This is a genomic window from Sphingobacterium sp. HSC-15S19 (genome assembly GCF_050433745.1).
Taxonomy (GTDB): Bacteria; Bacteroidota; Bacteroidia; order Sphingobacteriales; family Sphingobacteriaceae; genus Sphingobacterium; species Sphingobacterium siyangense.
On the sequence record NZ_JBNPWQ010000014.1, the window covers coordinates 87518 to 108410 of the forward strand.

18 protein-coding genes are annotated in these 20893 nt (G+C 40.7%); 4 read left to right on the plus strand and 14 right to left on the minus strand.

What is annotated here, in order from left to right:
* Nucleotides 1–100: 100 nt before the first annotated feature.
* A complete protein-coding gene (locus L1283_RS13275; protein ID WP_088163158.1) occupies nt 101–748 on the minus strand; it encodes an HD domain-containing protein in 648 nt (215 codons plus the stop codon).
* Nucleotides 741–1919: a THUMP domain-containing class I SAM-dependent RNA methyltransferase gene (locus L1283_RS13280; protein ID WP_145327563.1), complete on the minus strand. Its 1179-nt coding sequence runs from the start codon at nt 1917–1919 to the stop codon at nt 741–743. Before L1283_RS13280 ends, L1283_RS13275 begins: the two co-directional genes overlap by 8 nt.
* A gap of 77 nt (nt 1920–1996) precedes the next feature.
* On the opposite strand from L1283_RS13280, the gene L1283_RS13285 reads away from it, so the two are divergent.
* Nucleotides 1997–2371, plus strand: coding sequence for a DUF3127 domain-containing protein (locus L1283_RS13285; RefSeq protein WP_075994416.1), 375 nt, complete (start codon nt 1997–1999; stop codon nt 2369–2371).
* Nucleotides 2372–2567: 196 nt separating this feature from the next.
* Nucleotides 2568–3032 (plus strand): copper resistance protein NlpE, encoded by a 465-nt coding sequence (locus L1283_RS13290; protein WP_075994998.1) that lies wholly within the window; start codon nt 2568–2570, stop codon nt 3030–3032.
* A 21-nt stretch (nt 3033–3053) separates the two neighbouring features.
* Here L1283_RS13290 and L1283_RS13295 read toward each other — a convergent pair whose 3' ends face one another.
* From L1283_RS13295 to L1283_RS13315, 5 genes are all read right to left on the minus strand, one after another.
* Nucleotides 3054–4055 carry an acyltransferase gene (locus tag L1283_RS13295; RefSeq protein ID WP_286848292.1) on the minus strand — a complete coding sequence of 334 codons (1002 nt, stop codon included), beginning with the start codon at nt 4053–4055 and terminating at the stop codon, nt 3054–3056.
* A gap of 15 nt (nt 4056–4070) precedes the next feature.
* Complete coding sequence (locus tag L1283_RS13300) at nt 4071–5225, minus strand: MFS transporter (protein ID WP_286848294.1); 1155 nt, start codon at nt 5223–5225, stop codon at nt 4071–4073.
* A 63-nt stretch (nt 5226–5288) separates the two neighbouring features.
* A complete protein-coding gene (locus tag L1283_RS13305) occupies nt 5289–5777 on the minus strand; it encodes a fumarate hydratase (protein ID WP_220801574.1) in 489 nt (162 codons plus the stop codon).
* Between the two features lie 48 nt (nt 5778–5825).
* Nucleotides 5826–7223: a class II fumarate hydratase gene (gene fumC / locus L1283_RS13310; protein ID WP_088163154.1), complete on the minus strand. Its 1398-nt coding sequence runs from the start codon at nt 7221–7223 to the stop codon at nt 5826–5828.
* 130 nt (nt 7224–7353) lie between these two features.
* Complete coding sequence (locus L1283_RS13315) at nt 7354–7923, minus strand: hypothetical protein (RefSeq protein ID WP_075994411.1); 570 nt, start codon at nt 7921–7923, stop codon at nt 7354–7356.
* A gap of 311 nt (nt 7924–8234) precedes the next feature.
* On the opposite strand from L1283_RS13315, the gene L1283_RS13320 reads away from it, so the two are divergent.
* Entirely contained in the window at nt 8235–9845 is a 1611-nt protein-coding gene (locus L1283_RS13320) for a S41 family peptidase (RefSeq protein WP_286848296.1), read from the plus strand.
* Here the strand turns inward: L1283_RS13320 and L1283_RS13325 are convergent.
* From L1283_RS13325 to uvrA, 5 genes are all read right to left on the minus strand, one after another.
* Nucleotides 9835–10998 (minus strand): endonuclease/exonuclease/phosphatase family protein, encoded by a 1164-nt coding sequence (locus tag L1283_RS13325; RefSeq protein ID WP_244294384.1) that lies wholly within the window; start codon nt 10996–10998, stop codon nt 9835–9837. The genes L1283_RS13320 and L1283_RS13325 overlap by 11 nt on opposite strands.
* A complete protein-coding gene (locus tag L1283_RS13330) occupies nt 10943–11821 on the minus strand; it encodes a rhomboid family intramembrane serine protease (protein ID WP_429626252.1) in 879 nt (292 codons plus the stop codon). Before L1283_RS13330 ends, L1283_RS13325 begins: the two co-directional genes overlap by 56 nt.
* 11 nt (nt 11822–11832) lie before the next feature.
* Nucleotides 11833–12519, minus strand: coding sequence for a rhomboid family intramembrane serine protease (locus tag L1283_RS13335; RefSeq protein WP_286848299.1), 687 nt, complete (start codon nt 12517–12519; stop codon nt 11833–11835).
* A gap of 12 nt (nt 12520–12531) precedes the next feature.
* A complete protein-coding gene (mutL, locus tag L1283_RS13340) occupies nt 12532–14418 on the minus strand; it encodes a DNA mismatch repair endonuclease MutL (protein WP_286848300.1) in 1887 nt (628 codons plus the stop codon).
* 303 nt (nt 14419–14721) lie between these two features.
* Nucleotides 14722–17562 carry an excinuclease ABC subunit UvrA gene (uvrA, locus tag L1283_RS13345; RefSeq protein ID WP_070570252.1) on the minus strand — a complete coding sequence of 947 codons (2841 nt, stop codon included), beginning with the start codon at nt 17560–17562 and terminating at the stop codon, nt 14722–14724.
* A 156-nt stretch (nt 17563–17718) separates the two neighbouring features.
* Here uvrA and L1283_RS13350 point away from each other — a divergent pair, with 156 nt between their 5' ends.
* Nucleotides 17719–18774: a DUF2157 domain-containing protein gene (locus L1283_RS13350; protein WP_070570250.1), complete on the plus strand. Its 1056-nt coding sequence runs from the start codon at nt 17719–17721 to the stop codon at nt 18772–18774.
* A gap of 3 nt (nt 18775–18777) precedes the next feature.
* Here the strand turns inward: L1283_RS13350 and L1283_RS13355 are convergent, their stop codons facing one another.
* Together L1283_RS13355 and L1283_RS13360 are read right to left on the minus strand one after the other, a co-directional pair.
* Nucleotides 18778–19452, minus strand: a complete 675-nt coding sequence (locus L1283_RS13355) for a response regulator transcription factor (RefSeq protein ID WP_046673688.1) — start codon at nt 19450–19452, stop codon at nt 18778–18780.
* Between the two features lie 83 nt (nt 19453–19535).
* Entirely contained in the window at nt 19536–20879 is a 1344-nt protein-coding gene (locus L1283_RS13360; RefSeq protein WP_286848302.1) for a sensor histidine kinase, read from the minus strand.
* Nucleotides 20880–20893: the final 14 nt, after the last annotated feature.

The window sequence follows — 20893 nt, forward strand, 5'->3', positions numbered from 1 at the left end:
TAAAAGCTGATTTTACATGGAACAAAAAAAGTGGTACTTTTTATCTCGATGTACAAGATCTAAAGTACCACTTTTATATTTAGGAATTGTTAAGTGTAATTTATTTTTTACCGTTCCATTCGGCCATGAACTCATCTAGGAAGCTGAGCATATAATCATGGCGATGCGCTGCGATTCTTTTCGCGGCTTCTGTATTCATCTTATTCTTTAACAATAGTAGCTTTTCGTAGAAGTGATTGATTGTAGGAGCTTCCGAATGCTTGTACGCTTCCTTATCCTTATATTCCTGAACGGGAACATTGGGATTATACATCTCACGGCCTTTGTTTCCGCCAAAGCTAAACGCGCGGGCAATACCTATTGCGCCAATAGCATCTAGACGGTCAGCATCTTGCACGATCTCCATCTCTTTTGAATGGAATGAAACTTCACCTAAACTTGCTTTGAAAGACATGTTGAAGATGATTTTCTTGACATGGTCAATGATCTCAGGCGAAATTTCTAGACTTGCTAAAAACTCTCCGGCAACACGAGGGCCGATTGTTTCGTCGCCATCATGGAATTTACTGTCAGCGATGTCATGTAATAGCGCCGCCAGTTCGCACACCATAACATCTGCTTCTTCATCTTCTAAAATTAACTTCGTATTGTTCCATACGCGTTGAATATGCGACCAATCGTGGCCTGCTTCTGCAAATTTCAACCGGTCTTGCACAAATGCTACTGTGCGCTCAATAATGTTATTCATACAATACTTTTGTTTTTTCGCGAGTACCCTCGTATAATTCGTATTCTAATAATCTACAATCTAATTTACCATTATAAAATTCTATACGTCGGGATGCACGCAACCCGATTTTCTTTGCCAGATCTGGATTTCCAGTAAATATATAGCCTCTATAACCTTTGCATTCCTGTTTCATGAAATCTCCCATACGCTTATAGGTAATTTCTAGCTTGCTGTGTGTGCCCAAACGTTCACCATATTCAGGATTGAATAAAATGACACCTCCTTCTTTAGGAACGTGTGTTTCGGCAAAATCGCATACTTCAAATGAAATTAATTGCTCTACACCAGCAGTTCTTGCGTTCATCTTGGAGACGTTGATAGCCTCTTCCGAAATATCACTTGCGATAATTTGCGGTGCCGCTTTTTTATTGATCTGATCTTTAAGTACGCGACGCTCCTGGAAGAAAACTGTTTCATCATAACCTATGAAATGCATAAATGAATAGTTCATGCGTAATAATCCAGGTTTTCTGTTTGTAGCAATCAGAGCTGCCTCAATAGCTAAGGTTCCGGATCCACACATCGGGTTCACAAAAGGAGAATTACCATCCCATTTGGATGCAATAATAGTTGAGGCTGCCAGGGCTTCTAACATTGGCGCTTTTCCAGGGATTTTCCGGTAGCCATGTTTCGCTAGTGTTTCACCTGAGGTATCGAGAAAAATTTCAGCACGGTCATCTTTCCAGTACAAGTGCACAACCGCTTTATTATTGTCCGGACCTGAATTAGGGCGCATACCCTTTTTTTCCTTGATACGGTCTACGATTGCATCTTTAACCTTGACGTTTGCAAATAATGGTGTGCTGATTGTCTCATTGTCCACATTGGAACTGACAGAGAAGTATCCGTCAAATTGAATGAGTTCTTCCCATGCGATTTGACGCAATTCGTCATAGAGCTCCGTCGGATTATTGGCCGTAAACTCTTTTAACGAATACAAAATCTGAGATGCTGTGCGCAGGTTCAGATTGAGCTTGATCGTATCGTTTATACTGACCTTTAATTCTACTCCTGTAGGAAATGCCCTGACAATGTCAAAACCTAACTCTTTAACTTCCTGTTGCAAATAAGGTGATAAGCGCTTATTGCACGTTATAATAACTTTATTGGGGGTGTTGAAAACTTCCATCATATTTTGTACAAAGTTAATTAAACTCTTCCTCAAAAATTGCTTAATTTTACGCTTTAATATTTATTTTTTTGATTATGGAAATTAGAGGAAAAGTACACGAGATAGGAGCGACACAACAAGTGACAGAATCATTCAAAAAACGCGATATGATTGTAGCTTATGCCGAAAACCCACAATTTGTTGAGTATATCCGTTTTGAATCAACACAAGACAGAACGTCAATTTTTGATAACCTAGCAATTGGTGAAGAGGTAGAAGTATCTTTTAATCTTCGTGGTCGTCCTTGGACTAATAAAGATGGCGTAACAACTTATTTCAATTCATTGGTTGCATGGCGTGTAACAAAATTGGGTAATGCTGCTCCAGCACCATCTTCTCCAGGTTACGCAGATATGCCTGCTCCTGTAGATTTGGCTGGTTCATCAGATGATGATGATCTACCATTCTAATCTGAATAGGATTTTATGCACTATCGCCCTTGCGGTAGCCAATAGATTATTTGAACTGTAAACAATCCGGTTATTTACAATAAAAAAGGCTTCTTCAAGAAGCCTTTTTTATTTCATAGCATCAGCATGGGCGCCTGATTTTTCTTGGCGCTGAAATTGCTTGCTATACGGTGTCGTACATCAAAAAACAATAGATATGAAATTATCCGTATTATTTCTTTGCTTAGCAGCCGTTTCGCTAAGTGCATGCAATCAAACTTCAAAAGAGAGTCCGCATGCTACAGCAGATTCTTCAGTACATGAGACTGCGGCAGTAGATACTGCCCATACATCGCAAAACTCACTGGATTGGGCTGGTACCTATGAAGCTACTATTCCCTGTGCAGATTGTGAAGGTATCAAAACCAATATCACCTTAAAGAATGATAATACCTTTGCCATCGTCAGTGAATATATTAATAAAAATACCAAGGTTGAAGATACTGGCAAAGTCATGTGGCATGACAACGGATCCGTTGTTCATCTCACAGGGAAGGAGACAAATATGAAATTGAAGGTCGGCGAAAATAAGCTGATTGGACTGGATCAGGAAGGCCATGCGATCGATGGTCCCAATGCACATCTCTATGTGTACAATAAGGTCGAAGGAGAGAAACTGTAAAACGAAGCTCCGATGAAAGAATTAGCCGCTGACGTATTTACCGTAGGGAACTTTTCGGAGAAGATACGTCAGTAAGGCACTCGCCAACAGGGTGATCACTGTTGCTGCCGGGATTTTCCACAAAGTGGATAATGGAAGCAAAGGATGAATATAATTCAGCAATAAAATATGGCATAAGTAAATGCCAAAGCTGTGAATGTCGATAAATTCCCAGAAGGGGTTGAGCTGTTCTGAGAGTTTAAGGCCTTGCACGAAGATGAATAAAAAGCCTGCACTCAATGCGATATTTGGCGAAAGATAGTTGTAAAGTGTCGGGTCAAACTCTCCGCGAGAAACACTCAGATGCGATGTCCCCGAAGCCGTAATTAAACAACAGATCAGAAAAAACGTAAAACTTGATAATTTGACCATTTGGATTGGATAATTACGTAAATAATGCCCCAAGACAAGGTAACCCGCATACCCCGAGAAAAAGGTCAGGTCAAAATTAGGTAGGTAACTATTGAACCATTTATTCGTAAAAAATAACGCTGCAAACCACAATCCCAAAAAGATCTCAAGTTCCCTTTTACTGCAGTTGCCAACAATTTTGCGTATGAAAGGAACTGCAAGGTAGAGCCCAAGTATCATGTATAGATACCAAAGGTGTGCATTCGTTCCTGATTTTAAGCGAATTAACACAATGTTAATAACTTGTGGAAAACCAATGTAGTCAAAATCAATGTACCGAATAAAATAATAGAGAAGATAGACGATCGTCCAAAAAAGAAAGGGCGGGACAATTTTTAACAGACGTTTCCGATAAAATTGTCCCGTGCTTTCGTCTTTCTGTAGCAGCAGAGCGCCTGAAATAATGACAAACAGGGGTACTGCAAAGCGCGAGAAGCTATTGATCCAATTGGCATAACTCCAGTCGAATGACTCAAATTCATTGCTGTTTAGGTAGCCCGAAGAGGAATGAATCAAGATAACGAGGAATATCGCAACAATACGTAGTACACTGATATAACTGGTTCGCGCCATTTGATTATGCTATTTTTATTGACTTTTACTGTCGTAGGCTTTCAAATACAGCAGCGTTAGGAGTGCGCCAATGCTCGCCATGCCCACGCCAACAAGCGAAGGTGTGTTATAAGCTAAACCCCAGGTTATTGGAATTCCACCTAAAAATGCACCTAAGGTATTGCCCAGGTTAAAGGCAGCCTGGCCACCTGCCGCAGCCAATGTTGCAGCTTCTTTTGAAGCGCGAATTAACATCAGTTGTGTCGGCGAACCAATGGTGAAGGATACCAGTCCAGTAATAAATGCCAAAGGATAGGCTGTCCAGCCCAATGGCGATATAAAGTAAACCATCACAAGGCATAGCGCCATGGCGGAAAAACTAGCGATCGCAGCTTTGGTTGGGGAGATTGTATCGGCCAATTTTCCGCCGATAAGATTCCCGAAAAACATACCAACACCGATCAGGACCATAATCAACGGTACGCGATCAGCAGCGATGCCCGACACATTGGTCACTAAAGGTGCGATGTAACTGATCCATGCAAAAAGTCCACCGGTACCGATGGCGATAATAGCCATTAATAGCCAGGCAATTTTTTTGTTGAAGAAGTTGAGCTGGCTAAAGATGTTATTCCCTTTGGAAGCTTCAATTTTTGGCATCCAAGCATAAATTGCTGCAAAAGTGATTAACCCCAATACACTAATGATACCATACGTCAAACGCCATGAATAATGATGGCCGAGGTAGGTTCCTAGCGGTACTCCAGCCAAATTGGCAATGGTCATTCCTGTGAACATGATAGATATAGCCTGGGCTTCTTTTCCCTTTGGTGCCAACCGAGCAGCAACAACAGATCCAACACCAAAAAATGCACCATGCGGAAGCCCCGCCATAAAACGGGAGAGGCTGATCAAAAATTGACCTGGAGCAATACTAAATAGGCCGTTGAAAATAAAGAAGAGCAACATTAAAAAAAGTAATACCTTCTTTGGCGGATATTTTCCCGTAAATAGGACTAATGTTGGGGCACCTACAACAACACCCAGTGCGTATAGTGCAATCAGGTGCGCGGCAGTAGGGATCTCGATATGAAGATCTTTGGCAATATCAGGCAAGATACCCATCATCGTGAATTCGGTCATTCCGATGGCAAGTCCGCCAAATGCCAAAGCGATAATTCCTTTGTTCATTGTATTTTAAGGTTGAGGTTGTACGATAATGGTACGAAGATAATAAATAGATTGTACTAAAAATTATTGATACCTTTTTTGAGGGACACAAGTAATATTTTTAGTTTTTCTTAAGATGATCTGACGTTGATCTAATCTGCTTTCCAGTACCACCGAATCCGCAGCATGATAAACAACTTTAAAGCGGGGGATATACTGGCCGGAAAGATAGCAGCCTGAAATTTTCTGCTTGCCATTCTCTTTGGTATAAATACCATCGACAATGATGGAGTCTCCACGCAAAACATAAATACCCTTTGCATGTTCTGTCCAGGATCCATTTTTGTAACAGCTATCCGGGATTGTTTGTACCTTATTGTTGACGTGCATGGTCGCGTAAACAGAATCACAGGTAAACTTGAAATCGGTCAAGGTATATTGCATCATCTGCTGTTGTCCTGGAATACTGTCTTGGACCCATTCTCCCTGTAAAAAGGGTGCGCCTTCGTTCTGCATATCCGAATTGAATTTGCAGGCAGTAAAAAAGAAAAACATACCTATGGCAAGTGCCAATAGGTATGTTTTTGTTCGTATGTTTTTTATTGAAATAAAAGTCACAGCTTATTTTAAACTTCCAACCATATCTTCTGGTTTTACCCAGGCATCGAAATCTTCAGGAGTCACATAACCTAAGCGTACGGCTTCTTCTTTAAGCGTAGTACCATTTTTATGTGCTGTTTGTGCGATTTCTGCTGATTTGTAGTAACCAATTTTTGTGTTCAGTGCCGTTACTAACATCAAGGAGTTGTCTACCAATTCTTTGATGCGTTTGTAGTTCGGTTCGATACCAGCTGCACAGTGCTCTTCAAATGAAACACAAGCATCACCCAATAGGCGAGCAGACTGTAAGAAGTTTGCGGCCATCAATGGTTTGAACACGTTCAGTTCATAGTGACCTTGCGTTCCACCAATTGTAATAGCCACATCATTACCCATCACTTGCGCCGCAACCATTGTCAATGCTTCACATTGCGTTGGATTAACTTTACCTGGCATAATCGATGATCCTGGTTCGTTCTCAGGGATCAAGATTTCACCGATACCTGAACGTGGGCCAGAAGCCAACATACGGATATCATTTGCAATTTTATTTAATGAAACAGCCAATTGCTTCAATGCACCGTGTGTTTCAACGATTGCGTCGTGAGCAGCCAATGCCTCAAATTTATTTTCAGCGGTTACGAAAGGTAGGCCGGTAAATTCAGCGATATATTTAGCAACGACAACGTCATATCCGTTTGGTGTATTTAATCCTGTACCTACAGCAGTACCACCCAATGCAAGTTCTGACAAATGCGAAAGTGTATTTCTTAAAGCTTTCAGACCATGGTTCAATTGAGCAACATAACCTGAAATCTCTTGACCTAAAGTCAATGGGGTAGCATCCATTAAGTGTGTACGGCCAATTTTAACCACGCTTTTAAACTCCTCAGCTTTTTTCGCCAATGTGTCACGCAATTTTTCTACACCTGGAATGGTAACTTCAGCAACAGCTTTGTAAGCCGCAATATGCATTCCTGTAGGGAAAGTATCGTTAGATGATTGTGATTTGTTTACATCATCATTTGCTTTTAATACAGGTTCACCTTCACCAATTTTATGTCCAGCCAATACTTGTGCACGGTTTGCGACAACCTCGTTCACATTCATATTGGATTGTGTACCCGAGCCCGTTTGCCAAATAACCAATGGAAATTGATCATCCAATTTACCTGCCAAGATCTCATCACATACTGTAGCGATCGCATCACGTTTCTCTACAGGTAATACCCCCAACTCGTGGTTAGCATAAGCAGCTGCTTTTTTCAAATAAGCAAAGCCTGCGACGATTTCGTGTGGCATTGAAGCTGCCGGTCCGATTTTAAAGTTGTTGCGTGAACGCTCTGTTTGTGCACCCCAGTATTTGTCTGCAGGTACTTGAACTTCACCCATTGTGTCTTTTTCAATTCTGAATGACATAGTATGTAAGTATAAGTAAAACGTAAAAATTAAAAGCATATGTGCAAAGCACATTATACATCACTCACAAAGTTACAGGATAATACAGTAAAGAACAAGGATTAAAGCATAAAGACACAATAAGCAGGTTTTAAAAACCAAGACGTTTTGTCAAGGAATCATTCACATGATGGAAAACCTGTTTCGGTTTTAACGTCCGCCAGGGAATTACGTTCAATGTACCACCGAAATTAATGTAATAATCTATATTTTGCTGTTGGAATTCTTCAATAACATGCTCTCGGAAACCAATACCCGCAATCCATCCGTCCTCGATATCCTGAAACCATTCCTCGTAGTAAGAGTCGTCTGAAGCATGAAAATTCAGTACATTCTCTCCGATTAAAATAAAATACTTGATCCCTTGACTGATCAATACATCGATAATCTCTCGCTTGAGCAACATGATGTCATTGTAGATTGCATCATTCCATTCACCAATCAGTTCGATAATACAGTATTGTTTTTCATAGTCTACAAATAGTATTTTCAGATATAAGGTAAGCGAACCGAATTCGTCCCATTGTGGGTGCAGAAGGAAATTATAGATCTGTTTGTCAAAATCGAATTCGCTGTAGACTGTACCATAAAATGGGGATTGTTCATCTTCAGCGGCAATGTAATAGTCCCGCCAATTGTAATAAGGTTCGATTTCGTGCATAAAGTGGAATCTTTTTCAATTCAAACTAAGATAAATTTACGCGAATTTGCAAGTTAAATTATAGCGATCATTGTCATCTATTGAAATTAAATGTTTGGCACTCCTACGAGCTGTTTGGTTATGATTTTTGATAAAGACTTTTAATCATGGACAGCTTTGTTTGCTAGCCAAAACAAGGTCGTGAATTTTTTGTTTTTAATGTAAAAATATGGGTTCAAAAACTCGTTTAACCGAATAAACTTGCTATTTTTGATAAAGTAATTAATTGTTGAATAGTTTGTCTCATCTTCGGTAATTCATGAAGATTTCCCATGCAGAAAAGTATTAAACGAAATATTTTTGTAGCCGCTACATATGCTGCAGTATTGCTTCTCGGCTTGCTGTTGGGACAAAATTATGCCGAGGAGCAGGGAAGTAACCAGAAAACCACCTTTTCAAGTTTGCGCTCCAATGGCAATTCCGATAAATTACAATATCTCATTCAGTTAATTTCCGAGAATTACGTCGACAATGTCAGTATAGACACCGTGCAGGATGAAGCCATTGAGCATGTTGTTTCCCGCCTGGATCCTTTTTCCACCTTTTTGAAACCCAATCAAGTGCTAGCAAAGCAAGAAACTCTTGAGGGAACATTTGATGGTATCGGAGTAGAGTACTTTCGCCTGAAAGATACGCTACTTGTTGTTGGGATGGTTGCAGCTGGTCCCGCTGAAAAAGCAGGTATGCGTATTGGCGACCGCATTTTAAAGATCGGAAATAAGGATCTTGTCGGAAGAAAGGTTGCGGAATCCGAAATTGAAAAACTGATCCGCGGAAAGAAGGGGACAGCTGTATTGATCTCCATTCAACGCAATGGAGTAGTATTGGGCAATCCAATAAAAGTCATTCGTGATCAGGTAAATGTTTCGAGTTTAGATGCATCGTATATGATCGCTCCGAAAACAGCTTATGTGAAAATTCGAAGATTTGGACATAAGACAGCAGATGAATTCCGGCAGTCACTCCTTGACTTACGAAAAAGCGGAGCTCAAGATCTTATTTTGGACCTACGTAATAATGGTGGCGGATTTGTACATACGGCAATTGATCTGGCTGGTCAATTTTTCAAAGAAAAGAGACTGTTGATGTATACCGAGGGTGCGAATGAACTACGCCAGGATTTCTATTCTGAGAAGGCGGGCGATTTTGGTGATGGCCGGGTCATTGTGCTGATCAATGAAAGCACAGCATCAGCAAGCGAAATCTTGAGCGGTGCTCTTCAGGATTTGGATCGGGCAACGATTGTCGGCCGCAGGTCCTATGGCAAAGGTTTGGTGCAAGAGCAATTTGATTTTTCAGACGGTTCTGCAATCAATCTGACTGTCGCTCGCTATTATACCCCTCTTGGAAGATGCATTCAGCGAAAATACACACGCGCTAATTTTGATGCAGCAAAATACATGACAGGCTTCGATCTATGGACAATGGATACCGAATTCAGTCAAAAGGAAATGTTTACAACCAGTAAAGGAAAGCTTGTCTTCGGTGGTGGCGGTATTCTTCCGGACGTGACTATCCCGATTGACACCAATGAAACCAGTGCCAAGTACCGCGAGATATTTCATTCCAATGCGATCGAAGAGTTTGTTTATGATCGTTTCACGAAACATCTGCCGGCATATTCTATCGAAAATTTTATTAGTGGCTATCACTTGCCAGCAACAGAATTTGATCTATTCATTTCATATCTTAATAGCCAAAAGCGGATCGCGGTCACAGCCAAAGAAGCAAAAAACTTACATGATTTAATTCAATCCGATATCGAGGCCTTGGTCGGTCGGTATTATTTTGGTCGTGAAGCGTATTACAAAATCAAAAACCGAAGAGATAAATTTATTGAAATAGGTCTTAAAACGTTGGGGTATCAAATGCCTAAGGTTTAAGTCTAAGATCAGACCATACAGGATAATGATCCGACAATTTCTGTTTGACAATCTGATAATTCATTACCTGAAATTTCGGACTGGCAAAAATATAATCGATCTGGAATATCGGAAGCAGGGCATGATGGGTTACTCCCCAGCCATTACCTTTCTCCTTAAATGCATTATACAGCCTGTCTCCAATTAGATTGACCGAGTAGCTCATTGGCGTATCATTGAAATCACCTACCGCAATATAAGGATATTGACATTCATTCATGTGTTTCTTTAACGAATGCGCCTGTTCGCTACGAAGCTCGAAGGCATTCTTAAGTTTACGGCTCAATTTACGTGTCCTCGAATTATCCGATTCATTATTATTCGACAGATTTTGGATAAATTCCTTGTCTTCATTTTGAAGCGCAAAAGAACGTAAATGTATATTGTAAATGCGGATCAGTGTATCCTGTTTTTTGATATCTACATAACTAATCCGGTTGATTCCGTAATCGTTGTCTCTGATGGTCCCTGAATCATAGATCGGGAAACGCGAAAGAACAGCCATTCCATACGCCTCGTAATCGTTTTTAGAACTAGGCTCAAAGAAAAAATAATCATAGCCCAGTTTATCTTTGAATTCCTCTGAGAACACATGTTTTCCTTTAATCTTGCTAATATATTCCTGAAAGCAGATCACATCGGGAGATATGCTGTCAATAATTCGGACAACGTCGGCTTTAAAGTTTTTTTTCTCATCGTTTACTTTTTTGAACAAATGAGCATTGAAGGTCATGATGCGAAGGGTACGTGTCTCGGAGGATACAGGGGCATTCTCTTTGCGAATGTTCCAATGTTTAGTTAAAAAAGGCCATCCAATGAGGATTGTAACGAGTGAATAAAGTGCAATTTTTCGTTTGCGGAGTAGCCAGTAAAAGATAAATCCAATATTGATAAGGAGAATTGGAAGGTAGCCCAGGCCCATAAATGCAATGGGCCAAAAAGATTTAGGATTAATGAAGGTCGCCGAATAGCTCATAAGCAATGCAACGATCGCAAGCATATTTGCCAGGAACATTGTTTTACTTATAAAGCCCAGTTTTCTTCTTAAAAATGTCCTTTTATCCATCAACCTTGTCACCACTATTGCTTGCCCTAAAGAGCGTTTCTTTTTCATGGTTCGTTAGACTGTCGTAGCCAGAAACAGAAATTTTATCTAAGATAGCATCGATTTCGTCCTGATTGGGTAAGTCATAACGATGTTTCCGATTTGTCGGAATATTGTTACCTACAACGACTTTCATTTTTGCAGGCTTCTGTTGTTTTTTCTGAAAAATCGTAGACCAGTCCATTCCCGATTTTAGCGCATAAGTGAATCCCATTCCAAAAAGTATAACTGCAAAATACGAGATGGCAGCAGGTCGATTGGTCATCGTAAGGGCAAGAAATTCTAGCCCAAAATAAACAATGGCCACTAATTTTAGCTTAACAGTACCAATAAGGAGAAAGCGTAATTCGTACTTGGGAACCAAAGTCACAATCGCGGCTAATACCGCTGCCAGGGGAAGAGAACCTCCCATAAGCTGTAAGTTACTTGGCATGGGAATAAGTGACCCAAAGCCCATATAGAGCACGCTGCCGAGCAGCCATGAGGCGATATAGACAAATAGAAATTGCCGTTTGTTTAAGAAGGTAAAGAAGATCTGACCGACCCAATAGAGCCAGAGACTATCAAAAAGTATGGTCCAGAGCTTGACGTAAACGAAATTCGATGTAACCAATGACCAGGGTTGTGCAATAAAGCTTGAGAAATTACTCGGTAAACTTAATAGACGCACCGTAGGCTCCAAAAAGCTTTGTGGTACAATTTTTAATTCGAAGAGCAGGTCTAAAAAATAAATGAGGACAAATAAACAGACCTGAATACTGATCACCAAAGGTACGGGCGATCCAGTTTTATAGGTTTGTCTCCAAAAATCTTTTAAACCGATGTTATTCATTGCGCACGATATTAATAAATTCCTTTTCTAATCTTCCACAGTTTAAGCAGTAGATAGCCAAATAGTGCACCACCGACATGAGCCAGGTGAGCCACAGAATCCCCTGGTCTAGACAAACTCATATAAATTTCGATGAGGATGAATCCACCGATCATATACTTTGCTTTGACTGGTACAGGAATAAACAAAAATTGAAGCGGTATGTTTGGAAAAAGGTAGGCAAATGCTAATAGAACACCATAAATGGCTCCTGAGGCCCCCAACATCGGAATGAGGTAGGTTAGTGCTTCATTATTTCCGGTATTGGCCATGGCAATAAGTTCGTTTCCGCTTATGCCGTGAAGTGGAGCGAAAGAACCTGTCGAATTATAGAGTTGTATACCATTTACAGCTGTATAAAGAAACCAGGCACCGATTCCCGAAACCAGGTAGAAATTTAAAAAACGTTTTGAACCAAGGACCTGCTCAATCATAGGACCGAACATGACCAGGGAAAACATATTGAAGAAGATATGGCTAATATTGTTCTTGTCGTGCATAAACATATGCGTGATCACCTGCCAAATTTTAAAATAAGGGGAGTCCGGATAATAGACCGCAAGATAATCATATGCTACAGGTACAAGTTGTGATCCAATATAAAATATGATATTGATGATCAATAAATTCTTGATAACAGGTGTCAGTTGTGGAAACATATATTTTATCTTCTAATTTTTGCCAAATTTTTCCGCTAACTCTTGCAGTGTAAATGTTACAATCACAGGGTTGCCATAGATGGAGATATTGGGTGAGTGACAGGCAAATAGTCTGTCCACAAGCTCTGCCATTGCTGTATTGTCCAACGCGGTACCAGGTTTAATGGCCGCATTACGGGCAAGGCTTTTTGCAAGATTTTCGCGCTTAGCGAGCTTATACTCAGATTGATTGTTTTTGTAATCCTCCAATATTTTCTCAATCATCTTTATTTCGTCGAACCCTGTCCCTAAGTCTGCAGGAATTCCGTCAATAATATAGGAATTTTTTCCAAATTCACGAATTTGAAAGCCTAAGCCATTGATGTCTTCCAGGAGATCTTTCATTAATTCATTATCTGCAGCATTTAGGTCCAAAGTCTGTGGAAACAAACTTTGCTGACTCAGCCCTTTATGTTGGTCCAGTTGCGCAAGAAATTGCTCAAAGAGAATACGTTCATGTGCAGCCTGTTGATCAATTAGAATAAATCCAGAGTGAATCTGAGAGACAATATATTTATTATGGAGCTGAAAAAAGAGCTTTGAGGATGACTTATCCTCCACCTGAATGACCTGTGAGCTATCCGTATGCAATTCCGGCTCCGCATGCAATGGCAGCTGAACAGATTCCTCCTCTTCGACGATTTGGTACAGGGAATCCCAATTGCTAGGTATGCCACCTGTTTTCTTGTTAAGTCCTTCAGCGTAGCTTTCTGAACGGGTGTAGCTCGAATTGGATTTCGATTTGTCTGTATCAAATGGATTGAAGTCTGGATTAAAAGTTACCGTTGGAACGATAATTTCATCCAATGCCTTTTTTGTAATAAGATTGGTGAAGCTTGTTTCCTGTTCAAAATCCAAAGATGGCATGATATTGTACCGTCCCAACGATCTTTTTACGGCTGAACGGATAATGGCGTAAATAGCCTTATCGTCTTCATACTTAATTTCGGTCTTGGTAGGGTGTACGTTGATATCGATGCGTGCAGGATCTATGTCGATAAATAATACATAGAAAGGGAATGTTTCGGCCTGTAAAATATCTTCATAAGCATTCATGACTGCATGGTGCAGGTATGGATCACGTACAAAGCGTTTGTTGACAAAGAAAAACTGTTCACCACGTGTTTTTTTTGCAAATTCAGGTTTCCCAACAAAACCTTCTACCTTGATGATCGACGTATCTTCTTCCACAGGGACAAGTCGCTGATTGTAATTGTTCCCGAAAATATGGACAATACGTTGTTTTAGTGTCTCTGCCGGCAAATGGTAGATCTCATTTCCGTCGCTATGTAAGGTTAGGAAAATCTGTGGGTTCGATAAAGCAATACGTTGAAATTCATCAATGATATGACGCATTTCTACCGAGTTGCTCTTTAGGAAGTTCCGCCGTGCAGGAATATTGTAAAAAAGATTTTTAACTAAAATATTTGTTCCGGCAGCAACAGCTTCCGGGTATTGGTTGACAACTTTTGATCCCTCTATCTCAACAACTGTACCCAGTTCATCTTCAATGCGGCGTGTTTTGAGCTCTATCTGTGCAATCGCAGCAATGGATGCCATTGCTTCACCACGGAAACCCATCGTACGGATAGCGAATAAGTCTTCAGCCTTACGAATTTTCGATGTTGCGTGACGTTCAAAACAAAGACGAGCATCAGTTACGCTCATGCCACAGCCATTGTCAATGACCTGGATCAATGACTTGCCTGCATCTTTAACAATAAGTTTTATTTTGTCAGCTCCAGCATCAATAGCATTCTCAATCAATTCTTTAATGGCAGACGCTGGTCGCTGCACCACTTCTCCCGCCGCAATCTGATTAGCAACATTATCTGGAAGTAATTGAATAATATCCGACATATAATACAAAGTTAAGAAATATCCATATTTACAGCGTATAAACACTGATGAAAATCAACTGGACATTCCGTATGTTCTTTAAAAGCAAAAACCTTTAATGTGTTCATTTATACAAATGAAAATGGATGGCATTGATAAATAGTTGTGTCCTATTCCTCGGCCGTCAACGTCAGTGTTCGATATCTATTGCCCCTGTAAGACAAAGCCCAAGGAGTTGGAAAACATTCCTGCGCAATAACCGAGCCATCCCGGGCAAACAGCAGCCGTGAAACATAATACTTCGCGGCTGCCGTTTCAAAGGCATTACATTTCCAATTTTAAGAAACGTGCTGTTTCGCTTTTATTATTTTTAATTAAGTTTTCAGGTGTTCCTTCAAATAGAACCTGCCCGCCGTCTTTGCCACCTTCGGGACCGATATCAATGACCCAATCGGCCGATTTAACGACATCAAGGTTATGCTCAATAATCAAAATGGTATTCCCGCGCTCGACCAGACGATTGATAACGCCCATAAGGACATTGACATCTTCAAAGTGAAGACCTGTTGTCGGTTCATCAAGGATATAGAATGTATTTCCAGTGTCTTTTTTAGAAAGTTCAGTAGCCAATTTTACCCGTTGTGCCTCACCTCCCGATAAGGTTGTGGAGGACTGTCCTAAGGTGATATAACCCAAACCTACATCCTGCAGTGTTTTGATCTTTCGGTAAATACTCGGTACATTTTCGAAGAAATCCACAGCATCGTTGATGCTCATATCAAGTACATCGGAAATGGATTTTCCTTTGTAGCGTACCTCTAAAGTTTCTCGGTTGTAGCGTTTTCCGTGACATGTTTCACAAGGAACCTGTACATCGGGAAGGAAATTCATTTCGATGACTTTCAGCCCGGCTCCCTGACAGGTTTCACAACGACCACCTTTGACGTTAAAGGAAAATCTTCCTGGCTTATAGCCTCTGATCTTAGCTTCTGGAAGTTGAACAAACAAGGTTCTGATATCCGAAAATACACCGGTATAGGTCGAAGGGTTGGACCGTGGTGTACGGCCGATAGGACTTTGGTCGATCTCGATGACTTTGTCAATATGTTCTAACCCTTCAATTTTTTTGAAAGGAAGTGGAATTGCTTTGGCTCTGAAAAAATGTTTATTCAAAATCGGGTATAAAGTACCTGTGATTAGGCTTGATTTACCCGAACCTGAAACACCCGATACAACAATGAGTTTTCCTAATGGAAAAGAGACAGACAGATTTTTTAAGTTATGTCCGGTTGCTCCATGTAATGACAATGTTTTTCCATTGCCCTCACGGCGTTTCTCGGGAATCTTAACCTCTTTTGTCCCGTTGAGGTAAGCTGCTGTTAAAGAGTTCGATTTTAGGATTTCTGTTGGTGTACCTTCGGCAACCACAGTCCCACCATGAACGCCTGCAGCAGGTCCCATGTCGATAACATGGTCGGCATGTAGGATCATGTCTTTGTCATGTTCCACAACAAGGACCGAATTGCCAATATCGCGTAGGTTTTTAAGCGCATTGATCAAACGTTCGTTATCCCGCTGATGGAGCCCAATACTCGGTTCATCCAGAATATAAAGTACATTCACCAGTTGGGAACCAATCTGTGTGGCCAAACGGATCCGCTGTGCTTCACCACCCGAAAGTGTTTTAGCTGTACGGTCCAAGGTCAAGTAATTTAGGCCGACATCCAGCAGGAAGCCTAAACGTGCGCGGATTTCCTTTAATATCTCCGTTGCAATAATGAGCTGGCGTTCATCAAGTTTGCTTTCTACCTGATCAAACCATTCTTTGATGGATGTAATGTCCATCGTTGAGAGCTCATGGATGTTTTTATCCGCAATTTTAAAATGTAAAGACTCTTTTTTCAGACGCGCTCCCGCACAGGTTGGACAGGTCACTTTTGTTCTGAAGTCATCTAAAGAAGGCGCCTCATCCGATGATTTTCCCGAAAACTCTTCCAGCATCTTAAAGATTCCTTCAAATTCAACACGATATTCACGTGTGCCATAACTTCCATAAGATACCGTGACAACGATAGGCTCTTCCTTATTGCCAAATAAAAGCTGATCAATCTGTTCTTCAGTTAGTTTTTCAAGCGGTGTTGTAATCGTAAAATCTAATTTTTTTGCGACAGCTTTCAATACTTCCGAAGTCCAATTTTCCCGGGTAGGTCCCAAAGGGGCCAAACCACCTTTTTGAATACTTAGTTTTTTATCCGGAATAACGGCATTCTTATCAATTTCAAAAATATAGCCCAAACCATCACATGTAGGACAAGCACCGTATGGGGAATTGAATGAGAAGGTATTTGGCTGTGGCTCATCATAAGAGATGCCCGATTCGGCATCCATGAGATAACGGCTATAGAATTGCTCCTGATTATCTTTCGTGGAGACCTTGATGATACCTTTCGCTGTTTTCATCGCCTGCATCACTGAAGTCTGTAAGCGCTTTTTATCTTCACGCTCTACTTTCAGACGATCTACGACGATTTCAATATCGTGTATTTTGTAGCGGTCAACCTGCATTTTTGGAACAAGGTCCAATATTTCTCCATCCACACGTACCTTCACATAGCCTTGCTTACGGATTTGTTCAAACAACTCACGGTAGTGGCCTTTACGCCCCTTAACCACTGGTGCCAGGATGTTCAGGGCCTGTCCTTCAAACTCAGTCAAAATCCGTTCGATAACCTGATCGTCCGACATACGCTCCATTTTCTTCCCGGTCACATAGGAGAAAGCTTCTCCTGCTCGGGCAAATAGTAGACGCATAAAGTCATACACCTCAGTAATGGTTCCAACAGTGGACCTCGGGTTTTTGCTGGTGGTTTTCTGTTCAATGGAGATCACTGGACTTAAGCCCGATATCTTGTCCACATCCGGACGTTCCATGCCTCCCAAAAACTGACGGCTGTAGGCACTGAATGTCTCCATATACCGACGTTGTCCTTCGGCATAAATGGTGTCAAAAGCCAAGGAAGACTTTCCGCTGCCACTTAAACCTGTGATAACAACCAATTCATTTCTCGGAAAAGAAACATCTATATTTTTTAGATTATGCGCACGCGCTCCAAATACCTGAACTTCACTTTGTTCGCCCAAATCTGGGCTTCTTTTTACTGCCATGAAAACTCCTTAAGGTCCCGTGTGAGGGATTAAATGCAAAACATGCAAAATTACAGATTTTAAAGGAATTATGCGAGCCTTTCTGACTTTTGGAACAAAATGTGATATACAAGTGATTTAAAAAAATAATGTACCTTGCACAGTAAATCTAAATTTATGCGAAAATACGACGTCAGCAAACAAGAGAAACAATCGATCGACGATATTGTCCAATTTTGGAAGAAAGAGAACTTATTAGATGAGCAAAAAGCGAACGAGCTGATGGATAGTTTAGACGTGAAAAGTTTTGATTGGGGACAACTGGCTAGATATGCCTTTTGGATTGCCTTGGCATCTCTGGTCTTCGCTGTCTTTTCGTTGTTTACAGATGCATCATTCTTGGCCTTTGTGGATACACTCTACGAAGCACCTAATATCCTATTTTGCTTCTTTTTCGCTGCCGTGGCTGTATTATTCTATACGCTGGGTTTTCGGTATAAGAAACGCTATCCTTATAAAAATCTATCCACGGAAACCATGATGCTGATTGGAGTTTTCGGAACTGCGGCCTGTATCGGGTTTATGGGTAAAGTATTGGATAAAGATACGATGCACTATTCCCTGTTATTTTTACTCTCCGTGGCGATTTATGGCTTTCTTGCCGTCAAGCTCGAGAGTAAGCTGATTTGGACGTTTATGCTTTTGGCCTTGGGCGTATGGTTTGCGACCGAGACCGCCTACCATAGCAATTGGGGATTTAAGTTTTGGGGGATGAACTATCCGCTGCGTTTTACCATTTTTGGGGCACTGATAACCGCGTTGGCTGTTTGGGTTCAACCCAGGTTTGAAAGGCTACAAATCTTTCAGCCCATCAGTTATATTGTGGGATTGATCTATCTGATGGTATCCTTGTGGACCCTTTCTATTTTTGGAAATTATGCTGATTTCTATGAATGGACGACTGTACGTCAATACCATATGTTCTACTGGGGTATTTTATCCACTGCCGTGTCGGTATTCCTGGTTGTCTACGGCTTAAAAGCGAAAGATAACGTCAGCAGAGAAGTAGGCTTTGTATTTTTAGTGCTCAATATCTATACCCGCTATGTCGAGTATCTCTGGGATAATATCAATAGAGCAGTGTTCTTTTTAATTTTGGCCGTGTCCTTTTGGTTTGTCGGCCGTTGGGCAGAGAAATTATGGAACAAGCGGAAAGAAGAGATTGCCGGATAATCCTTAAAATTGAATCGTAAATCCGACTGCTCTATGTGAACTGATACTAAGCTTGGGATCTAGGCTTAAGTATTTTCGGATTCGGGTAATAAAGACATCCATACTCCTTCCGGTAAAGAAATCTGCGTTTCCCCATACCTTTTCAAGGATTTCTTCGCGTGTGACAAGTTGACCATTGTGTTGCGACAGAAATAGGAGAAGTTGCGATTCACGTTCAGTAAGCTTATATTGTTTCGAAGCATGGCTTAATAATAACTGTTCGGGATAGAAAATATACGTACCTATGGCAATCGATTTTGGGGTACTATTTTTCTGATTTCGCTTTAATATATTCTGTATGCGAAGTAACAGTTCTTCAGGATCACAGGGTTTGGTGATATAATCATCGGCACCGATTTTTAGTCCCGTGAGCTTATCTATTTTTTGCTCCTTGGCTGTTAAAAAGATAAATGGCAACGTGGGGTATAGGGCGTTGATTTCTTTAGCCAGGCTAAAACCACTAATTTGAGGAAGCATAACATCCAGTATAACCAGATCGTAATCGGCTAGCTGCTGGAAATTTTCCGTAAGATCATTGGGCTGCGCTATCCAGTCTATGTTAAATGTGGATAGCTCAAGGTATTGCTTGAGCATAAAACCAAAATCGGGATCGTCTTCAACGAGTAATATTTTATTCATTTTTGTTTTCAGTAGTTGAGTTAATATAAATACTTTAGTCTATGGCCGTCTATTGTCTTTTCACAGCTTATCCTTGTTTTTGGTCATATTTCCGATGATGGGACAAGCGCATGCGGCAGCTGGATTTTAAACGTAGTCCCGACATTGGGTTCGCTGGTTACAGTAAGTTGTCCGTGATAACGATCGACGATTTTTTTTACAAGGAAAAGACCTATTCCCAGGCCTTTGGTGTCGTGAACATTGTCTTTTTGTATGCGGTAAAACTTGTCGAAAATATAGGGTAGCTCGGACTCCTCCATGCCGTAACCGTTATCCTGTATATAAACCGAGAGTTTGCCTTTCTGATCCTCAAAAGAGATATTAATCCAAGTTGCACCATATTTTACGGCATTGTTCATCAGGTTCTGAAATAGTGTTGTCGCATCATTTGGGCTCAGGCATAGTTTGCCGTCAGGCAAGAGACTTAATTGGAATGCAATAGCGGAGTTGGTCAGTTGAAAATCGTCGAAAATAGCTTGTAGTTCTGTGCTTTTAACAGGAGGCTGATCAATAGTTTGAAGATTTTCGTTAAGTGGATCAAGGGTTTGTTCCAAGCGATTTACTTGTCGTTCAATGACGGTTATAATGCTTTCGTCTGTTGATTTCCGAAGTGTTTTAGCAGCAATTTTCAGGGTTGCAATAGGTGTTTTGAGTTCATGTGAAATATTGTCGACGACATCGTGCAGTACAGTGATCTGTTTCTGCTGTTTTCTGAGATTCTGAATGGTTCTATAAAAAAGCCAAAGAAAAGCGGCCAGAATAAATAGGGTGCTCAGTAGAAGCGAAGTGAGTTCCCTGAACAATATCCAGTTGAGATTTGTCACCTCAAAGGAAGTCTTCCGGTGAACAAAAAAGGTGTACAAGATCTCCCTGCTTTGGATACTGTCTTTGACTTTCTGTGTTTCCGTTTTTTCTGTTATCCACTCGCTTGAAGAGAGTTCTACAGGCTGACGAAATGTCCCATTCGTTATGTAAACCGTGATTGGACCAGCCGCAATCTGTTTTTCTAGGTTCTTAAAGTAGATACCCAAAATTTCCTTTTTCAGGATAACATCCATTCCCAAGGGTTTAAATAAGCTGTCGACGTATCGTGTAAGCTTTTGGGATGTTTTATGGGCGTTTGTGCGGTATAGCTCTTTTAGTTTTTCGGCCGTTATCTCATGTTTAACCAATTTGATGTAGTAATCTCTTGCAATGTCTTTGCTCATTAAATCATCATCAAAAAGCCTATCATTTTCATGGAGCTTGCTCAGCTTATTTTTCACCGTGGTAAAAATATCGCGTTGTTTGAGCTGATAGGTGTTGTGTAATTGATAGCTCTGTATGCCGATAAGAACGGCAAAAAATAATGTAAAGAGAACGATATAACTTTTGGGCTTCAATTCCATATACAAATATAACT

Excerpts from the sequence above, each read along its gene's own strand:
- L1283_RS13275 (WP_088163158.1), bottom strand. The coding sequence starts at position 748 with ATGAATAACATTATTGAGCGCACAGTAGCATTTGTGCAAGACCGGTTG.
- L1283_RS13280 (WP_145327563.1), bottom strand. The coding sequence starts at position 1,919 with ATGGAAGTTTTCAACACCCCCAATAAAGTTATTATAACGTGCAATAAG.
- L1283_RS13285 (WP_075994416.1), top strand. The coding sequence starts at position 1,997 with ATGGAAATTAGAGGAAAAGTACACGAGATAGGAGCGACACAACAAGTG.
- L1283_RS13290 (WP_075994998.1), top strand. The coding sequence starts at position 2,568 with ATGAAATTATCCGTATTATTTCTTTGCTTAGCAGCCGTTTCGCTAAGT.
- L1283_RS13295 (WP_286848292.1), bottom strand. The coding sequence starts at position 4,055 with ATGGCGCGAACCAGTTATATCAGTGTACTACGTATTGTTGCGATATTC.
- L1283_RS13300 (WP_286848294.1), bottom strand. The coding sequence starts at position 5,225 with ATGAACAAAGGAATTATCGCTTTGGCATTTGGCGGACTTGCCATCGGA.
- fumC (WP_088163154.1), bottom strand. The coding sequence starts at position 7,223 with ATGTCATTCAGAATTGAAAAAGACACAATGGGTGAAGTTCAAGTACCT.
- L1283_RS13315 (WP_075994411.1), bottom strand. The coding sequence starts at position 7,923 with ATGCACGAAATCGAACCTTATTACAATTGGCGGGACTATTACATTGCC.
- L1283_RS13320 (WP_286848296.1), top strand. The coding sequence starts at position 8,235 with ATGCAGAAAAGTATTAAACGAAATATTTTTGTAGCCGCTACATATGCT.
- L1283_RS13325 (WP_244294384.1), bottom strand. The coding sequence starts at position 10,998 with ATGAAAAAGAAACGCTCTTTAGGGCAAGCAATAGTGGTGACAAGGTTG.
- L1283_RS13330 (WP_429626252.1), bottom strand. The coding sequence starts at position 11,821 with ATGAATAACATCGGTTTAAAAGATTTTTGGAGACAAACCTATAAAACT.
- L1283_RS13335 (WP_286848299.1), bottom strand. The coding sequence starts at position 12,519 with ATGTTTCCACAACTGACACCTGTTATCAAGAATTTATTGATCATCAAT.
- mutL (WP_286848300.1), bottom strand. The coding sequence starts at position 14,418 with ATGTCGGATATTATTCAATTACTTCCAGATAATGTTGCTAATCAGATT.
- uvrA (WP_070570252.1), bottom strand. The coding sequence starts at position 17,562 with ATGGCAGTAAAAAGAAGCCCAGATTTGGGCGAACAAAGTGAAGTTCAG.
- L1283_RS13350 (WP_070570250.1), top strand. The coding sequence starts at position 17,719 with ATGCGAAAATACGACGTCAGCAAACAAGAGAAACAATCGATCGACGAT.
- L1283_RS13355 (WP_046673688.1), bottom strand. The coding sequence starts at position 19,452 with ATGAATAAAATATTACTCGTTGAAGACGATCCCGATTTTGGTTTTATG.
- L1283_RS13360 (WP_286848302.1), bottom strand. The coding sequence starts at position 20,879 with ATGGAATTGAAGCCCAAAAGTTATATCGTTCTCTTTACATTATTTTTT.